The sequence below is a fragment of the Oerskovia sp. Root918 genome (assembly GCF_001428945.1).
Taxonomy (GTDB): domain Bacteria; phylum Actinomycetota; class Actinomycetes; order Actinomycetales; family Cellulomonadaceae; genus Oerskovia; species Oerskovia enterophila.
On record NZ_LMJG01000015.1, the window covers coordinates 17,447 to 41,573 of the forward strand.

General features: G+C 71.0%; 20 protein-coding genes, 3 tRNA genes and 1 pseudogene. 7 read left to right on the forward strand and 17 right to left on the reverse strand.

Translation table 11 applies throughout. The features are described from left to right. Nucleotides 1–5: 5 nt before the first annotated feature. The 6 genes from ASE27_RS15325 to ASE27_RS15350 form a co-directional block, all read right to left on the reverse strand. Entirely contained in the window at nt 6–905 is a 900-nt protein-coding gene (locus tag ASE27_RS15325; RefSeq protein WP_056653417.1) for a squalene/phytoene synthase family protein, read from the reverse strand. A gap of 55 nt (nt 906–960) precedes the next feature. Then, nucleotides 961–2,145 carry a polyprenyl synthetase family protein gene (locus tag ASE27_RS15330; protein WP_056652382.1) on the reverse strand — a complete coding sequence of 395 codons (1,185 nt, stop codon included), beginning with the start codon at nt 2,143–2,145 and terminating at the stop codon, nt 961–963. Between the two features lie 136 nt (nt 2,146–2,281). Continuing rightward, nucleotides 2,282–3,265: a UDP-glucose 4-epimerase GalE gene (galE, locus tag ASE27_RS15335; protein ID WP_056652384.1), complete on the reverse strand. Its 984-nt coding sequence runs from the start codon at nt 3,263–3,265 to the stop codon at nt 2,282–2,284. Nucleotides 3,266–3,330: 65 nt separating this feature from the next. Beyond that, on the reverse strand, nt 3,331–4,257 hold the full coding sequence (locus ASE27_RS15340; RefSeq protein ID WP_056652387.1) for a cation diffusion facilitator family transporter: 927 nt from the start codon (nt 4,255–4,257) through the stop codon (nt 3,331–3,333). Then, nucleotides 4,254–4,688 carry a metalloregulator ArsR/SmtB family transcription factor gene (locus tag ASE27_RS15345; protein ID WP_235534511.1) on the reverse strand — a complete coding sequence of 145 codons (435 nt, stop codon included), beginning with the start codon at nt 4,686–4,688 and terminating at the stop codon, nt 4,254–4,256. Before ASE27_RS15345 ends, ASE27_RS15340 begins: the two co-directional genes overlap by 4 nt. A gap of 68 nt (nt 4,689–4,756) precedes the next feature. Continuing rightward, nucleotides 4,757–5,119 carry a metallopeptidase family protein gene (locus tag ASE27_RS15350; RefSeq protein ID WP_056652389.1) on the reverse strand — a complete coding sequence of 121 codons (363 nt, stop codon included), beginning with the start codon at nt 5,117–5,119 and terminating at the stop codon, nt 4,757–4,759. A 173-nt stretch (nt 5,120–5,292) separates the two neighbouring features. On the opposite strand from ASE27_RS15350, the gene ASE27_RS15355 reads away from it, so the two are divergent. The 5 genes from ASE27_RS15355 (at nt 5,293) to ASE27_RS15375 (ending at nt 6,660) form a co-directional block, all read left to right on the forward strand. Beyond that, nucleotides 5,293–5,365 (forward strand) — tRNA-Glu (locus ASE27_RS15355). Between the two features lie 88 nt (nt 5,366–5,453). Then, nucleotides 5,454–5,527, forward strand: a tRNA-Asp gene (locus ASE27_RS15360). Between the two features lie 45 nt (nt 5,528–5,572). Further along, nucleotides 5,573–5,645, forward strand: a tRNA-Phe gene (locus ASE27_RS15365). A gap of 308 nt (nt 5,646–5,953) precedes the next feature. After that, a complete protein-coding gene (locus ASE27_RS15370) occupies nt 5,954–6,376 on the forward strand; it encodes a phage holin family protein (protein ID WP_056652393.1) in 423 nt (140 codons plus the stop codon). Then, nucleotides 6,373–6,660, forward strand: a complete 288-nt coding sequence (locus ASE27_RS15375; protein ID WP_056652396.1) for a DUF3618 domain-containing protein — start codon at nt 6,373–6,375, stop codon at nt 6,658–6,660. Before ASE27_RS15370 ends, ASE27_RS15375 begins: the two co-directional genes overlap by 4 nt. Nucleotides 6,661–6,825: 165 nt before the next feature. Here the strand turns inward: ASE27_RS15375 and ASE27_RS15380 are convergent, their stop codons facing one another. Then, nucleotides 6,826–7,038: a BldC family transcriptional regulator gene (locus ASE27_RS15380; protein WP_030151000.1), complete on the reverse strand. Its 213-nt coding sequence runs from the start codon at nt 7,036–7,038 to the stop codon at nt 6,826–6,828. Between the two features lie 351 nt (nt 7,039–7,389). Here ASE27_RS15380 and ASE27_RS15385 point away from each other — a divergent pair, with 351 nt between their 5' ends. Then, the gene (locus ASE27_RS15385) at nt 7,390–7,689 is read left to right on the forward strand and encodes a DUF3073 domain-containing protein (RefSeq protein WP_369800640.1); all 300 of its coding nucleotides are present in this window, start codon (nt 7,390–7,392) and stop codon (nt 7,687–7,689) included. 175 nt (nt 7,690–7,864) lie between these two features. On the opposite strand, the gene purM is transcribed toward ASE27_RS15385, so the two are convergent. Continuing rightward, nucleotides 7,865–8,983 (reverse strand): phosphoribosylformylglycinamidine cyclo-ligase, encoded by a 1,119-nt coding sequence (purM, locus tag ASE27_RS15390; protein WP_056652401.1) that lies wholly within the window; start codon nt 8,981–8,983, stop codon nt 7,865–7,867. 57 nt (nt 8,984–9,040) lie between these two features. Continuing rightward, nucleotides 9,041–10,588, reverse strand: a complete 1,548-nt coding sequence (purF, locus tag ASE27_RS15395) for an amidophosphoribosyltransferase (RefSeq protein ID WP_056652405.1) — start codon at nt 10,586–10,588, stop codon at nt 9,041–9,043. 117 nt (nt 10,589–10,705) lie between these two features. Between purF and ASE27_RS15400 the strand changes: the two genes are divergently transcribed. Next, nucleotides 10,706–12,070, forward strand: a complete 1,365-nt coding sequence (locus ASE27_RS15400; RefSeq protein WP_056652408.1) for a hypothetical protein — start codon at nt 10,706–10,708, stop codon at nt 12,068–12,070. A 136-nt stretch (nt 12,071–12,206) separates the two neighbouring features. On the opposite strand, the gene ASE27_RS15405 is transcribed toward ASE27_RS15400, so the two are convergent. From ASE27_RS15405 to ASE27_RS15440, 8 genes and pseudogenes are all read right to left on the reverse strand, one after another. After that, nucleotides 12,207–12,635, reverse strand: coding sequence for a hypothetical protein (locus tag ASE27_RS15405; protein ID WP_056652412.1), 429 nt, complete (start codon nt 12,633–12,635; stop codon nt 12,207–12,209). A gap of 202 nt (nt 12,636–12,837) precedes the next feature. Next, entirely contained in the window at nt 12,838–17,544 is a 4,707-nt protein-coding gene (locus tag ASE27_RS15410; protein ID WP_056652416.1) for an ExeM/NucH family extracellular endonuclease, read from the reverse strand. A gap of 389 nt (nt 17,545–17,933) precedes the next feature. Next, entirely contained in the window at nt 17,934–18,311 is a 378-nt protein-coding gene (locus tag ASE27_RS15415) for a sterol carrier family protein (RefSeq protein WP_056652419.1), read from the reverse strand. A 96-nt stretch (nt 18,312–18,407) separates the two neighbouring features. Beyond that, the gene (locus ASE27_RS15420; RefSeq protein ID WP_056652422.1) at nt 18,408–20,006 is read right to left on the reverse strand and encodes an RNB domain-containing ribonuclease; all 1,599 of its coding nucleotides are present in this window, start codon (nt 20,004–20,006) and stop codon (nt 18,408–18,410) included. A gap of 226 nt (nt 20,007–20,232) precedes the next feature. Continuing rightward, a pseudogene (locus tag ASE27_RS19915) lies at nt 20,233–21,054 on the reverse strand (ABC transporter ATP-binding protein); the annotation flags it as partial. After that, nucleotides 21,051–21,962 (reverse strand): ABC transporter ATP-binding protein, encoded by a 912-nt coding sequence (locus ASE27_RS15430; protein ID WP_082608994.1) that lies wholly within the window; start codon nt 21,960–21,962, stop codon nt 21,051–21,053. The pseudogene ASE27_RS19915 and the gene ASE27_RS15430, both read right to left, overlap by 4 nt. Continuing rightward, the gene (locus ASE27_RS15435; protein WP_157257661.1) at nt 21,959–23,128 is read right to left on the reverse strand and encodes an ABC transporter permease; all 1,170 of its coding nucleotides are present in this window, start codon (nt 23,126–23,128) and stop codon (nt 21,959–21,961) included. Before ASE27_RS15435 ends, ASE27_RS15430 begins: the two co-directional genes overlap by 4 nt. After that, complete coding sequence (locus ASE27_RS15440) at nt 23,121–24,116, reverse strand: ABC transporter permease (RefSeq protein WP_056652425.1); 996 nt, start codon at nt 24,114–24,116, stop codon at nt 23,121–23,123. Before ASE27_RS15440 ends, ASE27_RS15435 begins: the two co-directional genes overlap by 8 nt. Nucleotides 24,117–24,127: the final 11 nt, after the last annotated feature.

The following is a 24,127-nucleotide window of genomic DNA, read 5'->3' on the forward strand; positions in this document are numbered from 1 at the left end:
GTGGGTCACGGGGCTCCTCGGGTCGTCGAACGTGCGGTCTGAACGGTGGGTCGGACGTCGCGTCGCAGGGACTCGCGCGCGACCGCGCGGGACGCGACCACGAGCTTGACCGGGTCGGGGACACGGACCCGGGCACGCAGCAGGTCCTCGGGGCGCGTCGACGCGAGGCGGCCGAGCAGGGTGTCGTAGAGCGCGAGGGTCGCCGCGACGGCCATCCGGGCGCGGCGCGGCAGCGACGGGAGCGCGGCGCGGGCGGCGTCGAGGTCGCTCTCGATCTCCGCGAGGATCGCGTCGACGTCCTCCTGCGTGAGGTCCGCGGGCGTGATCCCGGGGAAGTAGCTGCGGCCCAGGTCCTCGTGGTCCGCACGCAGGTCGCGCAGGAAGTTGATCTTCTGGAACGCGGCGCCCAGGCCGCGCGCGCCGTGCACGACGGCGTCGCTCGCCCGCACGACCGGCTCGCCCGGGCGTCGCCCGGCGTTGAGGAAGACCGCGAGGCACATGAGCCCGACGACCTCGGCCGAGCCGTAGACGTACTGCTCGTAGCTGGCCTTGTCGTGGACCTGGACCGTGAGGTCCATGCGCATCGAGGCGAAGAACGGGTCGATCTCGGGGTGCCCGATCCCCGTGCGTCGTGCCGTGCGCGCGAACGAGTGGACCACGAGGTTGGTCGAGTACCCGCTCACGAGGGCGCGCGCGGTCTCCTCCTCGAGCCCCGTGAGGAGCTCGTCGGCGCCCTCACCGCGACGCGTGTCGACGACCTCGTCGGCCACACGCACGAGGCCGTAGACCGCGTCGATGTCGCGGCGTGCGGCGCTCCCGAGCAGCCGGGACCCCAGCCCGAACGACGTCGAGTACCCCGTGAGGACCGCCCGGCTCGCGCGGGCGGCGGTGCGGTCGTACAGCATCTGCGACACGTTGGCCTCCCCGACGATCGTGACGGCCTTCCCGCTCCCTCGCACCTCAGGCCGCCCTGTCGGCGAACGAGTCGGCCAGGTCGAGCAGGTACGACCCCAGGGGGGCGGGCAGCTCTGCGGCCGCGGCGCGGGCCTCGTCCAGGTGGCGCGTCACGGTCGCCCGCACGGCCTCGGGGGCAGCAGTGCGCCGCATGACCGCCCGCACGACGGCGGCTCCCGCCTCGGTGAGGTCGGCCCGCCCCACGTGCTGGTCGAGCAGGGCGACGTCCGCCGGTTCGGCCCCCCGGTAGGCGCAGGCCAGGAGCAACGTGCGCTTGCCCTCGCGCAGGTCGGAGACGGTCGACTTCCCGGTGACCCGAGGGTCGCCGAAGACCCCGAGCAGGTCGTCGACCAGCTGGAACGCGACGCCCAGGGCCCGCCCGTAGGTCTCGAGGAGGGCGCAGGTCGCAGCGTCCGCGCCCGCGAGGATCGCCCCGCTCCTCAGCGGGACGACGCACGTGTAGGTCGCGGTCTTGAGCTCGGCGACGAGCTCGGGGTCCACGTCGCTCGGAGCGAGCAGCGGGCCCGAGACGTCCAGGACCTCGCCCGCGACGGCGACCTGCACCGCGCGCACGAGCTGACCTGCGACCGCGAGCTTCTCGCCCGGACCTGCCGTGGATCCCAGGACGAGCTCGAAAGCGCCGGCGATCGCCAGGTCACCTCCGAGCAGCGCCGCTGCCTGGACGTGGACGTCGGCGCGGGAGTCGTCGATCCCTGCCTCGGCGAACCGAGAACGCGTCGCTCCCGCGAGGTTCGAGCGCCCGCGCCGGGTCTCGTCGTGGTCGAGCAGGTCGTCGTGCACGAGCATCGCGGTGTGCAGCAGCTCCTGGGCAGCGGCGACGGGAGCCACCTCCCCGAGGTCTCGTCCGCCGAGCCCGAGGTAGGCCGCGAGCGTGAGCCGAGGGCGCACGAGCTTTCCGCCTACCTGGTCTGCGAGGTCCGTCCAGAGATCGGCGACCGGTCGGCCTCCGGCCGAGGCGCGTGCCGCGCCCCGCGTGAGGTGCTCGTTCAGTGCTGCCTGCGTCGCGGCGATCGCCTCGTCGAGCCGGGCGGCGAACCCTTCGTGGGTCGCCGGCCCGTGATCGCGGGCGGACTCTCGCGGTGCCGCGACGGCGGCCCTGGGCCCGTGCGGGGACGTCCCGGACGCCGACCGCTCGGCGACGTCGTCGATGGTCGTGCTGTTTCCGGACATGACCTACCCCTCGATTCCTCAGCGTACTGAGTATTTTGCTCAGCATACTGAGGATTCGAGTCCGTGTCAGCGCCGTACGCCGAAGGGCCCCCTCGCGTGGTGCGAGAGGGCCCCTCCGGGGAGTGCGCGAGGTGGCTCAGACGTCGATGCGGCGCGGCCCTGCCTGCCAGGCCTCCCAGGCCGACGCGATGATCGGCTCGAGCCCCTGGGTGCCGGTCCAGCCGAGCACCTTGTTGATGCGCTCGGGCGACGCGACGAGCTGGGGCGGGTCGCCCGCGCGGCGCGGGAGGATCTCCGGGGACACGTCCAGGCCCGAGACCTTGCCGATCTCGTCGATGACCTCGCGGACCGAGGACCCCGTGCCGGTGCCGACGTTGAAGACGTCGTACGCGCGCTCGTCCTCGTCCAGGTAGCCCAGCGCCGCGAGGTGCGCCTCGGCGAGGTCCAGGACGTGGATGTAGTCGCGGATGCACGTGCCGTCCGGCGTCGGGTAGTCGTCGCCGAAGATCTTGGGCTGCTCGCCCCGCTCGAGGCGGTCGAGGACCATGGGGACGAGGTTGAGGACCGCGGGGTCGCCCAGGTCCGGCCAGCCGGCGCCCGCGACGTTGAAGTAGCGCAGCGCGACGAACCGCAGACCCCACGAGCGGCTCGCGGCCCGGCCGAGCCACTCCCCGATGAGCTTGGTCTCGCCGTAAGGGTTGATGGGCTCGGCGTGCAGCTTCTCCTCGACCATCGAGACCGACGGCATGCCGTAGGTCGCCGCGGAGGAGGAGAACACCAGGCGGTCCACGCCGGCGGCCTCCATCGCGGTCACGAGGTTCGTGAAGCCACCGACGTTCTGCTGGTAGTACCAGGCGGGCTTCTCGACGGACTCACCGACCTGCTTGCGGGCCGCGAAGTGCACCACGGCGGTGACCTCGTGCTCGGTCAGCGTCCGGGTCAGGACCTCGACGGCCTCCGGGCTGGACACGTCCAGGCGCACGAGCAGCGCCCCTCCGATGCGGCCCTCCTGCCCCGTGCTCAGGTCGTCGACGACGACGACCTTCTCCCCCCGCTGCTGCAGCAGGCGCACCACGTGCGCACCGATGTATCCCGCTCCGCCGGTCACCAGAATCGTCATGGGGGCAGCCTAGTTGCTCGGCCTCGCCCCCCGGAGCGTGCAGCCTCCGGCGAGACGCACAGGGCTCACAGGTGGACCGACGACTCGGTCTCCTGCATCTCGGGGGGCTCGATCTGGAACGTGCAGTGGTCGACGTCGAAGTGCCCGCCCAGGCACTCCTTGAGCCTTCGCAGCACCACGGTCCCCTCCCCCCGCTCGAGCATCTCGGCCTCGACCACCACGTGGGCCGACATGACGGGCACGCCCGACGTGATGGTCCAGGCGTGCAGGTCGTGGACGCCGACGACCCCGGGGATGCCCTCCATGTGCGTCCGGACCTTCTCGAGGTCGACCCCTGCGGGCGTCGACTCGAGGAGCACCGCGGCGACCTCGCGCAGGAGCGTCAGCGCGCGGGGCAGGATCATGATGCCGATCGCGACCGAGGCCAGGCCGTCGGCCCATGCGAAGCCGAGGGCGACGAACACCCCGGCGACGATCACCGCGATCGAGCCCAGGAGGTCGCCGAGCACCTCGAGGTAGGCCCCCCGGACGTTGAGGCTCTCGCCCTGGCCCGCAGACAGGAGGCGGAGCCCGACCACGTTCGCGACGAGCCCGACGACCGCCACCCCGATCATGAGGCCGGCCTCGACGTGCGGGTCGGGGGCGCGGACCCGCGAGACCCCCTCGACGATCGCGAGCACCGCGACGACCCCGAGGATCAGCGCGTTGGTCATGGCCGCGAGGATCTCCGCACGCTGCCACCCGAAGGTCCGGGTCGCCGAGGCCGGACGCGTCGCGAGCCAGCTCGCGAACAGGGCGATCCCGATCCCGGTCGCGTCGGTCAGCATGTGCCCCGCATCGGCAAGGAGCGCGAGCGAGCCCGAGACCAGTGCACCGACGACCTCGAGGACCATCACGCCGAGCGTGATGCCCAGGACGATCACGAGCCGACGGCGGTGCGCGCCCGTGGCGGTCGCCGCGCCGTGCGAGTGGGAGTGGGAGTGGCCGCTCATCGCGAGCCGCCTCCCGTCGCCTCGACGACGCGCTCGGCGTCGGTCAGGATGTGCGCGACCTCGGGCCGCGCGAGCCGGTACCAGGAGGACCGTCCCTCGCGGCGCACGTCGACCAGGCCCGCGTCGCGGAGCGTCGCGAGGTGGACCGACACGGTCGACTGCGCGAGCCCGAGCTCGCTCGTCAGGTCGACGACGCGGTGCTCGGAGCGCGCCAGGAGGTGCACCATCGAGAGGCGGTGAGGCTCGGCGAGCGCGTGCAGGAGGCGCGCGACGGCCGCGTGGTCGTGCCCGGGGGCCGACGGCGGGGCCGGCTCGACCGCCACGGCGACCGGCGCACCGTCCACGTCGACCTGCTCCACCCCCGCAGCGGTCGCTGCGGCGCTCCTCGATCGGAGGTGCGTCCGCGGGGTCGTCTCACGTCTCATCGCCATGCGTCGATATTATCGTCAATCGACGATGAACAAAACCCCCGCGCGCCGCCCGTGGACGGACCGGCCCCTCAGGCCCAGCCCAGCTCGTGCAGCCGTTCGTCGTCGATGCCGAAGTGGTGGGCGATCTCGTGCACGACCGTGACGACGACCTCCTCGACCACCTCTTCGCGGGTCTCGCAGATCGCGAGCGTGGGGCGGCGGTAGATCGTGATCCGGTCCGGGAGCGCACCCGCAGCCCACATGAGGTCCCGCTCGGTGAGGGGCACACCCTCGTAGAGCCCCAGGAGCTCGGGGTCGTCGTCGGGGGCGTCGTCCTCGACGAGCACCACGACGTTGTCCATCTGCTCGGCCAGCTCCTCCGGGATCTCGTCGAGCGCATCGCGCACCGCGTCCTCGAAGTCCTCGCGCGTCATCTCCACCACGAGCACCATCCTCCCCTGTCGCCGGGAGGAGGGGTCGCCCGACCGGTGCAGCAGCGCCGGCCGGGGAGGCCGCAGCCCCGGGATCGTGCCGTTTTGCACCGCGCCCCCAGTTCCCCGTATGCTGACGGAGGTCTCTCGGCGACTCGTGCCCCGTAGGCGGTACGGGTTGTCCAGGAAACTAGGCCCCCATCGTTTAGCGGCCTAGGACGCCGCCCTTTCACGGCGGTAGCACGGGTTCGAATCCCGTTGGGGGTACTCGGAAAGATCCGATTAACGGATCGGCCCGGAAGTGAGATAGGATTCTCGAGGTTCGAACGGCAAAGGCCGGGAGAAACTCACGCAAGGCCCTGTAGCGCAGTTGGTTAGCGCGCCGCCCTGTCACGGCGGAGGTCGCGGGTTCAAGTCCCGTCAGGGTCGCTCGACAGCGACTGCCCGGTCATCACGACCGGGCTTTCGTGTCAAGGCTCTGTAGCTCAGTTGGTAGAGCGTTCGACTGAAAATCGAAAGGTCACCGGATCGACGCCGGTCGGAGCCACTTCCACGAAAGCCCCATCTCGTTCACTCGAGGTGGGGCTTCGTCGTTCCCGTACACGCGACGCTCCGCCGGTCGACCGCCGACCCGCACCGCGCCGCTCGACCACCACCCACGACGCCGTCTCGACACCGGCCACCCGTGCGTCCCTGGCGCATCGCACACCAGACTCCCGCTCGCACCCTCGGCGCGCGGAATTGCCCTGGACGCCGTTGACCGGTTGAGTGGGACATGAAGAACGACTCTTCGAGCCGCAGGCATCCCCTGCGTGCACAGGCGCTCCATCCGGACGTGCCAGGAAGGTGACCACCATGAGCGACTGGGACGACGGGCAGACGCCTCCCCCGAACCCGAAGCCCTCGATCGGCAAGCTCGTCGAGCAGATGTCGGAGCAGGCCACGCGCCTGGTCCGCACGGAGATCGCGCTCGCCAAGAAGGAGCTGACGACCAAGGCCGCCCGATCAGGCATCGGGATCGGGATGTTCGTCGTCGCCGGCGTCCTGTCCCTGTACGCGCTCGGCTTCCTCCTGCACTCGGCCATGGTCGGCCTCGCGCACGCCGTCCCGCTGTGGCTCGCCGCCCTGATCGTCGGCGTCGCCCTGCTCCTCGTCGCCGGCCTCCTGGCGCTCGTGGGCAAGAAGCAGCTGACCAAGGGCATGCCGCCGACCCCCGAGGCGACCATTGCCAACCTCAAGGAAGACGTCGCCACCGTCAAGGAAGGACTGCGCCCGTGAGCACCGAACCGACCCAGGCCGAGCTGGAAGCCGAGATCGTACGGACCCGGGCCGAGCTCGCGAGCACGATCGACGAGCTGACCACGCGGCTCGACCCGCGCACCCAGGCGGCGAACGTGGCGCACCAGACCAAGCAGGCTGCCGCCGACACCGGGAGCTTCTTCACCGGTGGCGGGCTGCCCGAGCACGACCCGACGCGCGCGCGCAACGTGAAGATCCTCGTCACCGGGACCGTCGCGACCATCGCCCTGGTCGTCGCCGCGATCCTCCGCAAGAGGTCCTGACCGGCCCTGAACACGACCGAGCCCGGCGCCACCGGCGCCGGGCTGTCGGCTGGTCGAAGTGGAAGAGGCTGCGGACGCGACGGGGAGCACCGGGAAACTGGTCCCGGAGCTCCTCAACGGACCGACAGCGTGGGCTGGGCGCAGGAGTGTCCACCGCGCCGTCGGTCAGCCCTTGTCGACGCCCTCGGCGTTCTCGCTCGCGGCACCCAGGAGTGCGCGGACCTCGGACTCGCGGTAGCGACGATGCCCCCCGAGGGTCCGGATCGACGACAGCTTGCCGGCCTTGGCCCAGCGAGTGACGGTCTTGGGATCGACGCGGAACAGGCTCGCGACCTCGGCCGGTGTGAGCAGAACTTCGGACTCTCCATGGACGGACATCACTGCACCTCCTCCTAGCGACTGGCTGGTCCGACGGTGACGTCGGAACGCGACGACAGCACTGCGCTAGCCCCTCTATTGTCGCAGCATGACGATTTTGGGCGACTTGGCAGACAGGGTGAATTAGACGGGGTATGGCCGGTACAGGTGATTCGGCCTCGCGGGGAGCCCTCTCGGCGGAGGCTCCGTGCGGAGCCGGACAGCCTCCGCACCACCCCCGGCGCGGCCCGCTCGCCCGGGCCCACGAGACCCACGAGGCGCTCCCCCGGTCACGTCGTTGTGTGGAGACAGTGTGACAAGGCACCCGTTCGGACCATCCGAGTGGCTGGAATGTATCCCGAGCATGTACCGTTGGACTCTGAACAGACGAAACAACACCCCGGGGCCGCACGTCTGAGTACGTTGCCGCCCCGCTTCTACGTTGAGGGGGTCGGAGCCATGGGCCGCGGCCGTCAGAAGGCTAAGCAGACCAAGGTCGCTCGTGCGCTGAAGTACTACAGCCCCGAGACGAACTACCAAGCTCTCGAACAAGAGCTCACCGGTCATAGCCACACGGATCTCGCGACAGATCCTCGCTACGGAGCGAGGTCTTCCGAGGACAACAACGGAGACTACGACCAGCCGTTCGCCGGCTGGTCCGACGACCGCTGACACGATCTCGTCCCCCTGCGACCAGCAGGCCCCAGGGGACCGCAGGTCCGTATGATCGCGAGTTCGTCAGTCGACCGACCGACCCGCGAGGCGTTCCCCGTACGACGAAGGCGCGTCCTTCTCCCCCAGGCTCCAGGGCCCGAGGAAGAAGGACGCGCCTTCGTCGTCACCGCACTCAGTTGCGGTAGTCGCCCGTCAGACGCACCGCGCCGGCGTGCACGCCCTTGGTGCCCACGACGAGGTCCTCACCGAGCGAGGAGACCGTGGTCGACTCGTCGAGAGCGCTGACCGTCCCCAGGACCCAGGCGGGCAGACCCAGCTCCGCGCACCGCGCGAGCGCCGCGTCGGCGCCGTCCGCACCCACGATCGCGACCATGCCGACGCCCAGGTTGAGCGTGTTCTCGAGGTCGCGACGAGGCACGTTGCCCAGGTCCCGCACCACGGTGAAGACCGGAGGGACGTCCCACGAGCCGCGGTCCACGGTGCCGACCAGACCGGCCGGGAGGACGCGGGCGAGGTTCGCCGCGAGCCCACCACCCGTGACGTGCGTGAACGCGTGGACCTGCGCGGCGTCGTCGTGCGCCAGGGCGAGGCAGTCGCTCGCGTAGACGCGCGTGGGCTCAAGGAGCTCCTCGCCGAGGGTGCGGCCGAACTCCTCGACCTCGCGGTCCAGCTCCCAGCCCGCGTGCTTGACGACCGCGCGCACGAGCGAGTAGCCGTTCGAGTGCAGACCCGACGAGCCCAGCGCGATCAGGACGTCACCCTCACGGACACGCTCGGGGCCGAGCAGACGGTCCGCCTCGACGACCCCGGTCGCGGCACCCGCGACGTCGTACTCGTCCTCGCCCAGGAGGCCCGGGTGCTCGGCCGTCTCACCGCCGACGAGGGCCGTACCGGCGACCTCGCACGCGGCCGCGATGCCGCGGACGATGCCCGCGATGCGCTCCGGGACCACCTTGCCGCATGCGATGTAGTCCGTCATGAAGAGCGGCTTGGCACCCACCACGACGATGTCGTCGACGACCATGCCGACCAGGTCGAAGCCGATCGTGTCGTGGATGTCCAGGGCCTGCGCGATCGCGACCTTGGTGCCCACGCCGTCGGTCGACGTCGCGAGCAGCGGCTTGGTGTAGGTCGCGACCTCGCTGAAGTCGTAGAGCCCGGCAAAGCCGCCCACTCCTCCGAGGACCTGGGGGCCGTGCGTGCGGCGCACGGCGTCCTTCATCAGCTCGACGGCCTTGTCGCCCGCCTCGGTGTCGACACCGGCTGCGGCGTACGTGAGACCTTCAGACACGAATGAACTCCTGGTGGTTGCGGCGCGCCCGGCGTCCGGGCGGTGCGTCGTACGGGGTCAGGGGTGGTCGAGGGCGGTCCCGCCGCCCACTCCCACGGAGAGCGAGCGCAGCCCGTCCTCGGGGGCACCGAGCGGGAGCTCGGCCTGCTCGAGGAGGTGCTTGCCCAGCTGGTCGTCCGGCGGCAGCTCGATGGGGTACTTCCCGGTGAAGCAGGCGGTGCACAGCTGCGACGCCGACTGCTCGGTCGCCGCGATCATGCCTTCCTCCGAGATGTAGCCGAGAGTGTCCGCGCCCAACGAGGCGCCGACCTCGTCCGGGGACAGACCGTTCGCGATGAGCTCGGCACGGGACGCGAAGTCGATCCCGTAGAAGCAGGGCCACTTGACGGGCGGGGAGCTGATCCGGACGTGGACCTCGGCCGCTCCGGCCTCGCGGAGCATGCGGATCAGTGCGCGCTGCGTGTTGCCGCGGACGATCGAGTCGTCCACGACGACGAGGCGCTTGCCCCGGATCACGTCCCGCAGAGGGTTCAGCTTGAGCCGGATCCCGAGCTGGCGCAGCGTGTCCGAGGGCTGGATGAAGGTGCGTCCGACATAGGCGTTCTTGGTCAGCCCCTGCCCGAACGGGATGCCCGACTCCTGCGCGTACCCGACCGCCGCGGGGGTCCCGGACTCCGGGACCGGAATCACGAGGTCCGCCTCGATGCCGTGCTCACGGGCGAGCTGGCGTCCCATCTCGACACGGGCCGCGTGGACCGAACGACCGTTGATCGAGGTGTCCGGGCGCGCGAGGTAGACGTACTCGAAGACGCAGCCGGCACGCTCGACCGGCGCGAAGCGCTGCGAGCGCAGGCCGTCGCCGTCGATCGCGATGAGCTCGCCGGGCTCGACCTCACGGACGAACGAGGCGCCCACGATGTCGAGGGCCGGGGTCTCGCTCGCGACGACCCAGCCGCGCTCGAGGCGCCCCAGCACGAGGGGGCGCACACCCTGCGGGTCGCGCGCCGCGTAGAGCGTCTTCTCGTCCATGAAGACGAGACTGAAGGCGCCGCGGAGACGAGGGAGGACCTCCATCGCGGTGTCCTCGAGAGAGTGGTCGTCGTCGCCCGCGAAGAGCGCGGTGATGAGCGCCGTGTCGGTCGTGTTGCCACGGGCCAGCTCGCCCCGGCGCTGCGCGCCGTAGCGCTCGGCGACGAGGTTCACGAGCTCTGCCGAGTTGGTCAGGTTGCCGTTGTGGCCCAGGGCCACCGTCCCGGCGGACGTCGCGCCGAGCGTCGGCTGCGCGTTCTCCCAGGTCACCCCACCCGTGGTGGAGTACCGGCAGTGCCCGACGGCGATGTGCCCGGTCAGGGCGTTCAGCGCACGCTCGTCGAAGACCTGGGAGACGAGTCCCATGTCCTTGTAGACGAGGATCTGCTCACCATTGCTGGTCGCGATCCCGGCTGATTCCTGACCGCGGTGCTGCAACGAGTACAGACCGAAGTAGGCAAGCTTGGCGACCTCTTCGCCGGGCGCCCAGACACCGAAGACGCCGCAAGCGTCCTGGGGGCCTTTCTCGCCGGGCATGAGGTCGTGGTTAAGAAGTCCATCTCCGCGGGGGGCCACGGCTCCAGTCTCCCATACGGTCGCCGTTCGCCAGAAGCCGCGATCAGGGGATGGACCTCTCGCCCCGACGCGGGCCCGCCCCTGTACGTGCCCCACCGCGGTCGCTACCCTCACGCAGTGACCGACTCCTCCGAAGACTCCCCGGGCCGCACGATCTCGGTGCTGGGTCGCCCGGTCCCGACGAGCACGCTCCGGCTCGCCGAGCCCGCACCGAGCGGCCCGCAGGTCCTCGCCGACGGCCTGCTGACGATCTCCAGGACCGTCCTGACCTCGGCCGGTCTCGGCTTCCTGGTCCTCCTCGGCGCCTGGCTCACGGTCGAGGAGGGATTCCCGGACGTGTGGCGCGACCTGCACCTCGACCCCGTCAGCAGGGCCTCGATCGCCTACGTGTGCGCGGTCCTCGGCGCGGGCGGCATCCTGTACGCACTGTCGAGCGCCTCGTCGCGCACGCTCCTCGGGCGCAGGCTCGACTCGCTCGCGGGCACGGCTCCCGAGCGCGTGCCGGTGCGCAACGTACGGGCTCGAGCCCTCGTCGACGGCATCACTCCCACGGCGCCCCTCGTGGGTCTGTGCGTCGCCCTCCTGATCGCCGTCGGGGTCGCCGCCCTCCTGGTGGCCCCCATCATGATCTTCGAGAGCGACATGGTGGCGGTCGGGCTGGCGGTGCTCGCCGGTGCACTCCTCCTCGCCGGGCTCGTCGGGTCGGCGCTCTCCGCGCTGAGGAGCCGGGGACGACGGGCGTGGACGCTCCTGACAGACCGGCCCCGACAGGCCTGGAACGACGGGGTCGTGCGGAACGCCGAGCGCACCGAGAAGCGCCTCCGCCCCTCCGACGAGCGGACGATCGACCTCGGCAGGGTGCACCGCCTGACGGCCAGGGCGCAGAGGCCGCTGACCGTCGTCGGCGGCGTCCTGCTCGGTGCGGGACCGGTCGTGGGGTTCATGGCGGTCTTCCTCCGACAACCGGGACGGAACGCGGACACCCTGTACTACGACGAGAAGGGTGAGGCGGCGATCGACGTGATCATCACGTCGGGGGCCGTGCTCGCGCTGGCGGGATCGGCGGTCCTCCTGCTCGCCCTCGTGGCGACCACCGTGGTCAGGGCCCTCGAGCGCCGCGCGCTGCGCAGGCACGCGCTGGCCGACGACGCAGGCTCGTGGCGGCCCGACGACGCGTTCCTCCGGCAGGCTCTCGACGGGCCACCTCTGCTCTGGGCGGGAGGCGTCCTGCTCCTCGGGCTCGCGACCGTCGTCGTCCCGGCCGTCCTGGCGCTGCTCCAGGTCACGGGCGATCCCGCGCACCCTCTGACGACCTACCGCAGCACGATCGAGGCCACGGCCGCGGTGTCTGTCACCGTCGCGCTCCTCGGGGCCGTCGCGGTCACCGTCGGCATGCCGGTGGGGGTCCGGTTCCGTCAGCTGCTCCGCGAGGCGTGGCACCCGGGGGACGATCCCGCGCCGGCGGCGGTCACCGGCTCCTGACGCGGGCGGTCTTCCCGCCGGCACGGCTCTCCGGCGGCACGCGCTTCCGGCCGGCCGATGTCACCGCTCGACGGCGAAGGGCATGCGGGCCGGCGCGCGGACTCGACGAGCCGCACACCGCGCGATGCCGAAGGCGTCAGCGGCGCAGGCTGCGCTTGTCGGCCCAGATCGCCAGGGCGCCCGCGATGAGCGTCGTGAGCGTCGTCGCACCGAGGACGATCACGCTGAGATAGACGCCCGGCTTGAGGACGCCGCTCGCAGCGGGAGACACGAGCCAGGAGATGCCGACGGCCAGGCCCAGCACGATCCCTGCCAGCGCACCGGTCAGGAAGAACGCCTTGTAGCGCGGAGCGCGGCGGACCGTGGTCGGGTCGACGACCGACTCGATCTCGACCTCGTCACCACGAAGGCCCTGGTTCGCGTCGTCGCTCGGTGCGCCGACCGTCGTCGGGTCGGTGCCGCCGGCGGTGCTGGTGCTGCCGGTCGAGCCGGCCTCCGGCGTCGAAGCGGCGTCGAGGCCGGTCGGGGTCTCGTTCACGTCGGGGTCGGGGGTGCTCGTGCTCACGCGCCGACAGTACCCCGTCCCACTGGGAATCCCCTGTGCCCTCCACCCGACCGGTGGCAGGCACGCGCTCGCCGTGCGCGGTCTCCCTGGCGCGGCCCGCGCGGGTGCGCCCCCGCACCCGGGGGCGGGACGCCGTCGGGCCTGCTGCCCTGGCGACCAGGAGAGCAGGCCCGACGACGTTCAGACGATCACACGCGCTGCGTCAGCCGCACGTGACCGCCGGGTAGGCCAGGTCGTAGGTCTCGTAGAAGCCCTGACCGTCCTGCCACTTGTACGCCGCGACGCGCACCGTGCCCGCGGGCACCGACGTCGCACGGCTGTTGAACGACTGCGCCGCGATCTTGCCCGGCTGCAGCTTGGTGAACTTCTTCTCGCCGAACGCGGTCGTGTAGCGCACGTCGATCGGGAGCGACTCGCCGTTCGTGCCCTTGACCGAGAGGTGCACGCGACCCGCCACGCACTGGGTCGTGGCCGTCAGGCCGTCCATGACGACGTCGGGCAGGTCTGCACCCTCGACCGTCAGGGCCAGCCGCGTGACCGTCCCGCTCGGGGCGGCGACGACGTACACGCCGTACTCGCCCCCCGCGGTCTCTGCCGGGACAGGCACCTCGAGGCTCGCAGCCCCGTTCGTGACCGTGCCCGTGGCCACGGGCGTGCCCGGGTTGGCCGCGTCGAACGCCGTGCCCGCAGGCACGAGGTACGCCGAGACGCCCGTGTTGAGCGGGCTGCCGAGCGACGTGAGGTTCAGGCGCGAGACCTGGGCCGTCACGGACTCGCCCGCGGTGACCGTCCCCAGACCGTCCGCGACCACGCTGCGACGAGCGAAGTCGGGGCTGAGGTTCGGGTGGGTCTGCAGGTAGGAGATCCACGCGTCGCGGTCGATCAGACCCGAGTCGCGCGCGTCCGTGCCCTGCGCGAAGACCCGGAAGTTGTCACCACCCGTGGCGAGGAACGAGAACGTCGCGACCCGGTACGTCTTGGCCGGGTCGAGCGGCTCGCCGTTGACCAGGACCGAGGTGACGTTGTCGCCGGGGGTGGCGTTCACGTCGGTCGTCTTGACCGTGTACTTGACGTTGTCCGACAGGCCCAGCGCCAGGAACGGGCGCGACGGGCGCGTGCCGTCGGGGTTGGTCTGCCACTGCTGCTCGAGCATCGTCTCGACCTGCGCGCCCGTGAGGGACACGGTCCACAGGTTGTTGACGAACGGCAGGACCGCGTTGGCCTCGGCGTAGGTGATCACGCCGTCGTCGCCGTAGAACAGCTCGTTGCGCAGGCCGCCCGCGTTGACGACACCGAAGTCGGCGCCGCCTCGGGCCGGGTCGGCCAGCGTGTCGAGCAGCGAGGTCGCCACGAGGTTGCCCAGGGTCGACTCCGAGGCACGGTCGTCACGACCCGTGGAGGGCAGCGGGCCCGAGCCCTTGTACTTGCCGTCGACGTACGAGCCGCCCAGGAAGGCGGTCGTGATGTCCGCGGTGACCGAGCCGACCGGCTGAGCGCCGATGACCTCGGCCTGCGCGAGCGCCGCGTCGACGATCGTCTTGACCTCGGCCACGCGCGGGTACGCCGCGACGAGCTCCGGAGCAGGCGTCGTGGTGCGCTTGACGTTCGCGACCGAGTAGTCGGTGACCTCGTCCGTCGCGGTGTCGAACGTCAGGCTCACGTGCCCGATGTTCTCGCCGTAGCTGCCCGTCTGCAGGACGGGACGGGTCTTGTCGGTGCCGGGGATCGGCGCCTCCCACGCGTACTGCTTGTGGGTGTGGCCCGTGAAGATCGCCGCGACACGGGCGTCCGTGTCGTTGACGATCTGCTCGAACGCGCCCTGGTGGGCGAGCTCCTGCTCGAGCGAGGAGCCGTCCGGCGTGCCGGCGCTCGCACCCTCGTGGTAGAGCGCGACCAGCAGGTCGGCCTCACCGTTCGCCGGGTCGCCGTCACGCAGCTGCGCGGCCACGCGGTTCACGGCCTCGACGGGGTCGCCGAACGAGAGGTCCGCGATCCCGGACGGGGTCACGAGCGTCGGGGTCTCCTCGGTGACGGCGCCGATGACGCCGACCTTGACGCCGTCGACGTCGATCACCGCATACTCCGGCAGGACCGGGTTGGTGGTGTCCTTGGCGTAGACGTTCGCGCCCAGGTAGGACCAGTCGGCCGCGTCGGTCACGCGCCCCGCCAGGTCGCTGAAGCCCTTGTCGAACTCGTGGTTGCCCACCGCGGAGGCGGACAGGTCCAGGGCGTTGAGCACGTCGATGGTCGGCTGGTCGTCCTGCAGCGCCGACGCGAAGAGCGACGCGCCGATGTTGTCGCCGACCGAGAGGAACGCGGTGCCCGCCGGGTTGGCGGCGCGCAGCTGCTCGACGGTCCCGGCGAAGTTGACCGTGTTCGCGTCGATACGACCGTGGAAGTCGTTGATCGCGAGCAGGTCGAGCTCCTTGACCCCGCCCGGCTCCTCGCCGCCCAGCTCGAGGCCGACGACGATCGGGTCGTGGTCGGACGAGCGGAACGCCGTGGTGTCGTACAGGTTCGAGACGTTGTAGTTGTAGCGGCTGTACTCGTTCGCGATGGGCTCGACCGAGTTGATGTTCCAGATGTCGGTGTCCGTCACGGCAGCGGCGGCACCGGGCGAGGCGAGCACGTGGTCGAGCGAGCCGACGAGGCCGTCGAACAGGTACGTCTCCTTGCCCGTGGTGGGGCCGAGGTCCACGTAGCCCGCGTCCGTCAGGACCTTGATCGGGTCCTCCTGGGCGTAGGCGTTGAAGTCGCCCGCGAGCAGCACCTTGTCGGTGCCGGCGGCCGTGGAGACCTGGTCGGCGAACGTGACGAGCGCCGTGGCCTGCTTGACGCGCGAGGCGTTCGAGGCGCCCTGCCCGTCGCCCTGGTCGGCGTCGGCACCCGAGCCCGAGCCCTTGGACTTGAAGTGGTTGGCGATGACGACGAAGTCCGAGGAGGCCTCTCCCCCGGCGACCCGGAAGGTCTGGGCGAGCGGCTCACGCGCGTTGTCGAAGGCCGCGACGTCGTGGATGACCGAGGCCCCCACGGGCTCGACGGCCGCCGGACGGTAGATGAAGGCCGTGCGGATGACGTCCTCCGAGGCGGGCAGCGTGGCCGGGGAGGGCACGAACGCCCAGGTCCCCGCGCCGGCCGCGGCGTTGAGCTTCGAGGTGAGCGTCGAGAGCGCCGAGTCGCGGTCCTTGCCGAACGCCTTCGAGTTCTCGATCTCCTCGAGCGAGACCACGTCCGCGTCGAGCGCGTTGATCGCCGCGACGATCTTGGTCTCCTGACGCTGCAGGTTGGTCGCGTTCGCCGCGCCGCGGGCGTCGCAGCCCGTTCGCACCGTGACGGGGTTGCCCTCGCGGTCCGTGTAGAACTGGCACCCGCTGAGCTGGTCGCCCGTCGTGGTGAAGTAGTTCAGGACGTTGAACGTCGCCACGGTCGCGTCGCCGCCCACGTCCTCCGGGGAGTCCGTGCGCGTGTTCGCGAACGTCGCGGGCTGCACCGCGGCGGCGTTGGCCGGGGTCAGCTCCGTGACGGGCTGGAAGTTCCAGCCGTCGAACCGGTAGTCGAGGACCACGGGCGACGTGAACGTCGCGAGGGCTCCGACGCGCACGGGTGCGCCACCGGTCAGGTACGGCAGGGGCTTGGCCTTGTTGGCCGCGTTGTTGAAGTTGGTCGTCGCGCCGTCGTCGAGGTTGACCCGGCGGGCGTTCGCGTCGGCGACCGCGGCTGCGGCCTCCGCGCTGCCCGGGCGGCCGACCGACGTGGGCTGACGGAGCGGCTCGGTGCCGCTGGCCAGGACGACCGAACCGTAGTAGTTCGTGTCGTAGTTGTCGGCGACGGTGTAGTCACCGGCGGGCTGGACGAGCATGCCCTCGAGCTTCTCGCGGTCCGCGTCGGTCGCGGGGTACGCGACGTTCGCGGGCTTCACGACCTCGGCGGGGTCCGTCAGGACCGTCCAGCCGCCCGCGGCAGGCGTGACCTGCGTCAGGCCGAAGTACTCCGAGACGACGCCCGTGACCTCGACGTGCTGACCGACCTGCAGCGCCGTCGCCGCAGCCTTCGAGTACACGAAGAGGCCGTCCGACGCGGTGTGCGTCGCGAGGTCCAGGTCGCCGCCCGAGCCGGCCGTCTGGATGTAGAGGCCGTCGAAACCGCCCGAGGGGTAGGTCGCGGTCACGACGCCGCGCGTCGTGACGGTCTGTCCCACGAGGGGGCTCGCGGCGCCCGTGCCCTGGATCTCGGCGATGGTCCTGGCCGTGCCGGGCTCAGGGTCCGGGCCGGGGCCGGAGCCGCCACCGCTGTTCTGCGGGGTGACGGTGCTGCTGACCGCGAAGTCCACGGAGTTGTCGTCCGTGTCTGCGCCGGCCGCACGGTTGAGCGAGCTGGGCACGTTGTTCGCGGTGCCCGCAGGAGCGGCCGCGGTCTCGAACGTGTTGGACGAGCCGTAGCCCAGGAGGTCGACGACCTGCGGGTTGCCCACGAGCGAGCCCGGCGTCAGCGTGATCGCCGAGGGTGACTTGACCAGCGCGAGCGTGCCGTTCTGACCCTGCGGAGCGATGGTGCCCGTCGCGTCCGGCGTGGGGAGAGCGGCGCCGTTGGCGCCGTTCGAGGCGCCCTGGACCAGGTAGTAGCCACCGGCCTTGATCTTGCCCGACAGCGGGACGACGCCGTTCGAGGCCCCCGTGCCCGTCGCGGACCGGTACTGGACGGACCAGCCCGTGAGGTCGATGTCCGCGGCCGTCGGGTTGTAGAGCTCGACGAACTTGTTGAGGTACGGGGCGTTCGCGCTGCCACCGTTGAGGTATGCCTCGTTGATGACGACGGACGACCCGTCGACCGCAGCAGAGGCAGCCCCCGCGGCTACCGTGCTGAACGCCGCCGTGGCGACGAGCGACGCGGACAGGGTGGCCGCGACCACACCTCTCCTGCGTCGGGACTGATCATGACTACCGATCACGCTGACTCCTTCGTGTCGTGGCCGGGTTCCCGGCGCGCCCACCTCGGCGCGGGTGGCGCAGGTGCGGGCTCTGGAATCCAACAGCAGGCTGATGAACGCGCGGTGTCCGGCCGGTCACTTCCGGTCGAACGCCCGCTTCCCCCTACGAACGGCACTGTCCTGCCGGGGTGCGCGACGTCGTCGTGCGTAGACCGGTCGACGGGCGCCGTCGCCCGTTCGCCTGGCACGCTATCTCACGATGCAGACACTGGGAACTTCGGAGGTGCGGGTCGCGGGGCGAAGTTCACCCGCCGGTCGGGAGGTGTCCGCGTGCCCGACGGCGGCGCGCAGGTCCGAGCGCTCGGCTCGCCCTAGCGGTCGCGGCGGCGGGCGGCCTGCAACGGCAGCAGTGCCGAGATGTCCGAGCGTTCGCCCGACGCGCTGATCCGTCCGTCGGTGACGGCGTCGGCCCAGGCCACGGTGCCCGTGACCAGGCCGAGCCAGGTCTCGGGGTCCGTCTCGACCACGTTGGGCGGGGTCCCGCGCGTGTGCCGCGGTCCCTCGACGGCCTGGACCGCCCCGTACGGAGGGACCCGGACCTCGACCGCGTGCCCCGGCGAGACCTCGGCGAGCTCCTCGAGCGTGAAGCGGACGGCGGTCGTGACCTCAGGACGGCCTGCGGCACCGTCCTGCCAGGCGGCCAGGGCGGTACGGCCGACGGCCGGGTCGGTGCGGCGACGAGGAGGCATGGGTCCATCCTCCCCTCTCCCCTGCCGAGTGCATGATTCCGCTGCGACTCGCCGGGCATTTCGCGGCGGAATCATGCACTCGACCGGACGGGGGCCTCAGACCAGGTCGAACCCGACCCGTCGCAGCTCGATCGACGCCTCGCGCAGGCGCACCCTGACCGGGTCGCCGAGCGGCAGGCCGACGCCCTGGACGCTCGCCCGGACCGCGGGCTCGGCGATCACGACCTGGCCACGGACCAGGTCGTGGCCGGTCTGCGCCGGGGCGGCCGCTCCAGCAGAGGCGTCGCCGGCCGCGGAGGCCGCCGACCCGTTCTCGGCCGCCGCCTTCGCAGCCCGTTCGGCATCCTTGGTCGCACGGCGTCGGCGCTCGTCGTCGTTCTCGACGTCGACCACCACCGCGTCGAACTCCTCGCCCACGCGGCCCGCGAGCAGCGCGGCCTCGACGACGTCGACGCTCGACCGCTCGTACGATCCGGCCCTCTGCCCCGTGCGGGCCATGGTCCGCGGCAGCCCCGGAAGCGCCTCGCGTACCCAGGTCGGGACCTGCGCCCCCGCGCTGAGGGCCAGGCAGATCTCGGTGCCGTAGCGGTCGACCAGGCGGCGCAGCGGTGCGGTCACGTGCGCGTACTCGGCCGCGATGGCGGCGTGCGCGGCGTCGTCGGGCACCTCCTGAGGCTGCCCCGCCCCACCGAACGGCGCGTACGAGGCCCCCCGGAACAGCGACGTCGCCTCGTTGAGGAACGCGGCGTGCCGCGAGGTCCCCGAGTCCAGCGTCGGCAGCAGGTCGCCGTACGAGACGTCCTGCGGCCAGTCGATCCCCAGCGCCCGGGCCGTGCGCCGCAGGCGTGCCAGGTCGCGCGGGTCCGCCGCGGGCAGGGTGCGGAAGATCCCCACGCCACCTGCACGCATGAGCTGTGCCGCCGCGATCCCGGTCAGCAGGGAGATCTGAGCGTTCCACCCCTCGACCGGCAGCGTCGAGCGGAACGCGAGCCCGAACGTCCCGTCCGGGTGCACCACGACGTCCTGCTCGGGCACGTTGAGCGACACCCCGCCCCGCTCGCGCTCGCGTGCCTCGCGCAGCAGCCCGATCTCGCGGAGCAGGTCGAGCATCTCCCCCGCGTCGCCGGCGTCGAGCCGGGCCTGGGCCTCCTCGTAGGTGAGTCGCGCGGTGCTGCGCACGAGGGCACGCTCGACCCGCGCGGAGACGATCTCCCCGCGCTCGTCGAGCTCGACGTGCCAGACGGCGGCGGGCCGGTCCGCGTCCGGCAGGAGGCTCGCGGCCGACTCCGACAGCACCTCCGGGTGCAGCGGGGTCCGCTCGTCGGGGCCGTAGAGCGTCATGCCCCGCTCGTTCACCTCGGCGTCCAACGCACCGCCCGGGGTCACGAACACCCCGAGGTCGGCGATCGCGTACCGCACGTGAAATCCCCCGGGAGACCGCTCGAGGTGGACGGCCTGGTCGAGGTCCATGGACCCGGGCGGGTCGATCGTCACGAAGCCGACGGCACGCAGGTCCGCACGCCCCGACGAGACGTCGGTCGCGGCCGCGGCCGCTGCGTCGTCGAGCACGTCCTGCGGGAAGCCCGCGGGGATCTCCATCTCGGCACGCAGCGACGCGAGCGCCGCGAGGACCGGGTCGGCCGCGGGCCGGACGGGGGCGGTGGTGGGCGCGATGCGCAGGTTCCTGGTGGGCACGTCCCGACTCTAGGCCGTCGCTCCGGCGTCGGACGGTGGCGCGACGGTGACGCGACGGTGACGCGACGGGATCGCCGACCAGCAGAGCCGGGTGAGCCGCCGGTGGGGCCGCGTGCCGGCGAGGCCGCCGCACTGGCGACGAGGAACGGCCCCGGGCATCTGCCCGGGGCCGTTCGCCGAAGCGGTCGCGCACCGCACCGGCATCCCCCGAGGTTGCCGATGCCGACGCGAGCTCTCTGCGCACCTCCTCGCGAAGCCGCCCGTGGTTCTCCGGGTTGGGCGCCGCCCCCAGGAGGAGCTTCGTGTAGTCGTGCTGCGGGTTGAGGATGACCTCGTCCGACGGCCCACGTTCCACGATCTTCCCGCGGAACATCACGATGATCTCGTCGCTGAAGTGACGAGCGGTCGCGAGGTCGTGCGTGATGTACAGGACGCCCAGGCTCTCCTCGCGCTGCAGCCGGGCCAGAAGGTTCAGCACGGACAACCGGATCGAGACGTCCAGCATCGAGACCGGCTCGTCCGCCACCAGGAAGCGGGCTCCCGGGGCGAGCGCACGGGCGATCGCGACACGCTGTCGCTGCCCACCGGAGAGCTCGTGCGGCCGTCTCGCCGCCACGATCGGTGCGGGCGTGAGGTTCACCCGCTCGAGGAGCTGGTGGACCTGTGCGTCGATCTCCGTGCGCCCCTTCGCCTTGCCGTGCAGCCGGAGGGGACGCTCGATGTGGTGCGCGATCGTGTGGAACGGGTTCAGCGAGGCGAACGGGTCCTGGAAGACCATCTGCACGTTGCGGCGGTACTCCGCCAGCGCGCGCCCGCGGGTCGCGCTCTTCCTGCCGTCGATGAGGATCTCGCCCGACGTCGGCGTCTCGAGCTTGGAGATCATCCGGGCGACGGTCGACTTGCCCGAGCCGGACTCTCCGACCAGGGCGATGGTCCGGCCGGGCTCGAGCGTGAACGAGACGTCGTCCACGGCACGGAACTTCTTGCCCGCCCCGCTGCCGCGCACGCGGAAGTCCTTGATGAGGTTCTTGACCTCGAGCGTGCTCACAGTGCGTTCCCTTCCGTGCTCTCACCGCTGCGCACGAACGAGCCACGGTCCCCGGTGAGACTGGGGAAGGAGGCGAGAAGCTTGCGCGTGTACTCGTGCTGCGGCTTCGCGAAGATGTTCGCCGAGGTGTTGAGCTCGACGATCTCGCCGTGCCGCATCACCGCGATCCGGTCGCTGATCTCGAGCAGCAGCGGCAGGTCGTGCGTGATGAAGACGACCGCGAAGTTGAACTGCTCGCGCAGGCGCATGATCTCTCGGAGGATCCCCCGCTGCACGACGACGTCGAGAGCGGTCGTCGGCTCGTCCATGATCATGACCTGCGGGTTGAGCGCGAGCGCCATGGCGATCATGACGCGCTGGCGCATGCCGCCCGAGAGCTCGTGGGCGAAGCTGTCGAGACGGTTCGGGTCCACACCGACGAGCTGCAGCAGCTCCCGGCTGCGCTCGAGCTTCTCGGCGTTCGACATGCCGGGACGGTGCGTGGTGAAGACGTCGAACAGCTGGGACCGCACGCTGATGACCGGGTTCAAGGAGTTCATGGCTCCCTGGAAGACCATCGAGATCTTGTCCCACCGGAACGCCCGCAGCGCGTCCCCCTCGAGCGCGGCGACGTCGATGTCCGTCCCGTCCTGGTCGTGGAAGACGATCTCTCCTGCGGTACGCAGGGCGGGTGGCTTCAGGAGCTGGTTGATCCCGTAGGCCAGGGTCGTCTTGCCGCATCCCGACTCTCCGGCGAGGCCGAGGATCTCGCCACGGTGCAGGGTCAGGGACACGTCCTTGACAGCCTTGACCGGGGGCGTGACCTCGTACTCGATCGAGACGTTGCGCGCTGTGAGGACCGGCGCGAGGCCGGCGATCGACTCCGCGTGGTCGGGCGTCGTCAGCGGCCCGGTCGTGAGCGCCGTCATGCGTTCACCCTCTCCTTCTCCTTGGCGTTGCCGCCGGTGTCGTCGCCGTCGACGGGGGCGTCGGCCTCGGGGTCCGGGCGCGTGTCCTCGTCCCGTACCTGGGCCTTGCGCGCCTTGCGGACGCTCTTGACCGCCGCCGGCGCCGTGCGCAGCTTCGGGTTGATGATCTCGTCGATGCTGAAGTTGATGAGCGAGAGACCACAGCCGAACAACGCGATCATGAGGCCCGGCGGCACGAACCACCACCACGCGCCGATCGTGAAGGCGTTGTGCTGGCTGGCCTGGTTGAGCATGGTTCCCCAGGTGATCGCCCCTGACGGGCCGAGCCCGAGATAGGACAGGCCGGCCTCGGCGAGGATCGCGAGCACGACGGCGAAGAGGAACTGTGCGGCGAGCAGCGGCAGGAGGTTCGGCAGGATCTCGACCGTGATGATGCGCATCGGCTTCTCGCCCGCGACGCGGGACGCCGCCACGTAGTCGCGGCTCCGCAGCGACTTGGCCTGCGAACGAAGCACGATCGCCGAGCCCGCCCAGCTCGTCAGGCCGAGGACGACCGCGATGATCCACATGCTGCGGCTCTCCATGTAGCTCGCGATCACGATGACCAGCGGGAGCCCCGGGATGACGAGCATGACGTTGGTGACGAGCGAGAGGCCCTCGTCCGTCCAGCCGCCGACGTAGCCGGCGACGATCCCGAAGAACAGCGACAGGACGACGGCGATGGCCCCCGCGACGAGGCCTACGGTCAACGACCCGGCCGCGCCTTCTGCGAGCTGCGCGAAGAGGTCCGCACCGAGGTTGTTGGTGCCCAGGAGGTGTGCCGCGCTCGGCGGCTCGAACACCGGGTTGTCGTAGTTCCAGGGATCCTGCGTGACGAACGGCGCGATGATCGCGAACAGGCCGATACCGATCGTGAGCACCAGACCGACGATCAGCTTGCCCGACCTGCGAGGCAGCATCTCGCGGAACCCGCGCCGGGGCGGGGCGACGACCGGTGCGTCGGCCGTCAGTCCTGCCGTCGAGACGTCCCTCGGGGTCGGGACGTCGGGCACGAGCCCCTCGGTACGGTCCCTCGGAGCGATCCCGTCGGCCACCGTCTCGGCGACCGGGGACGAGCTGGTGGCGGGAGTCACGAACTCCTGCGTGCGGATGTCGTCGTCAGCCATTGTGTCGAGCCCTCGGGTCGATGAAGCCGTACAGAAGGTCCATGAGGAAGTTCGCCGCGAGCACCGTGACGGTGATGACGAGGAACACCCCCTGCATGAGCGCGAAGTCCTTGTCCTGGACCGCGTTGATCATCAGCTTCCCGACACCGGGGTAGGTGAAGACCTGCTCCATGACGATCGACCCGGCGACCACGAAGCCGAGCGAGACGCTGAACCCGGCGAGCGACGGCAGGGCCGCGTTGCGCGTGGCGTAGGTCGTGAGGATCCGGAAGGGTCGCAGCCCCTTGGCCTCGGCCGTGGTGATGTAGTCCTCGGACAGGGTCGAGACCATCATGTTGCGCATCCCGAGGAGCCAGCCGCCCACCGAGGACAGGACGATCGTCAGCGCGGGCAGGAACCCGTGGTAGACGGCGCTCGAGAAGAACTCCCAGGTGGGCACAGGGCCGTCCGGGAACATGAACGTGTCGTAGCCGCCGATGATCGGGAACCAGGCCAGGTTCACGGAGAACACCGCGATGAGGATCAGTGCGAGCCAGAAGTACGGCACGGACTGCAGGAGGGTGGATGCCGGGATGACCCCGTCCACCCAGGTTCCCCGCCGCCAGCCGACCCACGCGCCCAGGGAGATCCCGATGACGAAGGACAGGACGGTCGCCAGGCCGACGAGCACGATGGTCCAGGGCAGAGCCTGACCGATCAGCTCGGACACCGGGGCGGGGAACTTGGTGATGGAGGTACCGAGGTCGCCGTGCAGGAGGTTGTTCCAGTACCGCAGGTACTGGTCCCACAAGGACGACTGGTCGTCGGAGCCGAAGAGGAGCTGGATGCTCTTCTCCATCGCGGGGGTGAGCTCTCCCTTGCGGGCCATCTTTGCCCGGAAGATGTCCTCCGCGTTCCCCGGCATCAGCCGAGGGATGAAGAAGTTGAGGGATATGGCGGCCCACAGGGTGATCACGTAGAACGTGAGCCGCCGAGCGTAGTACTTCACCGTTCTGTACG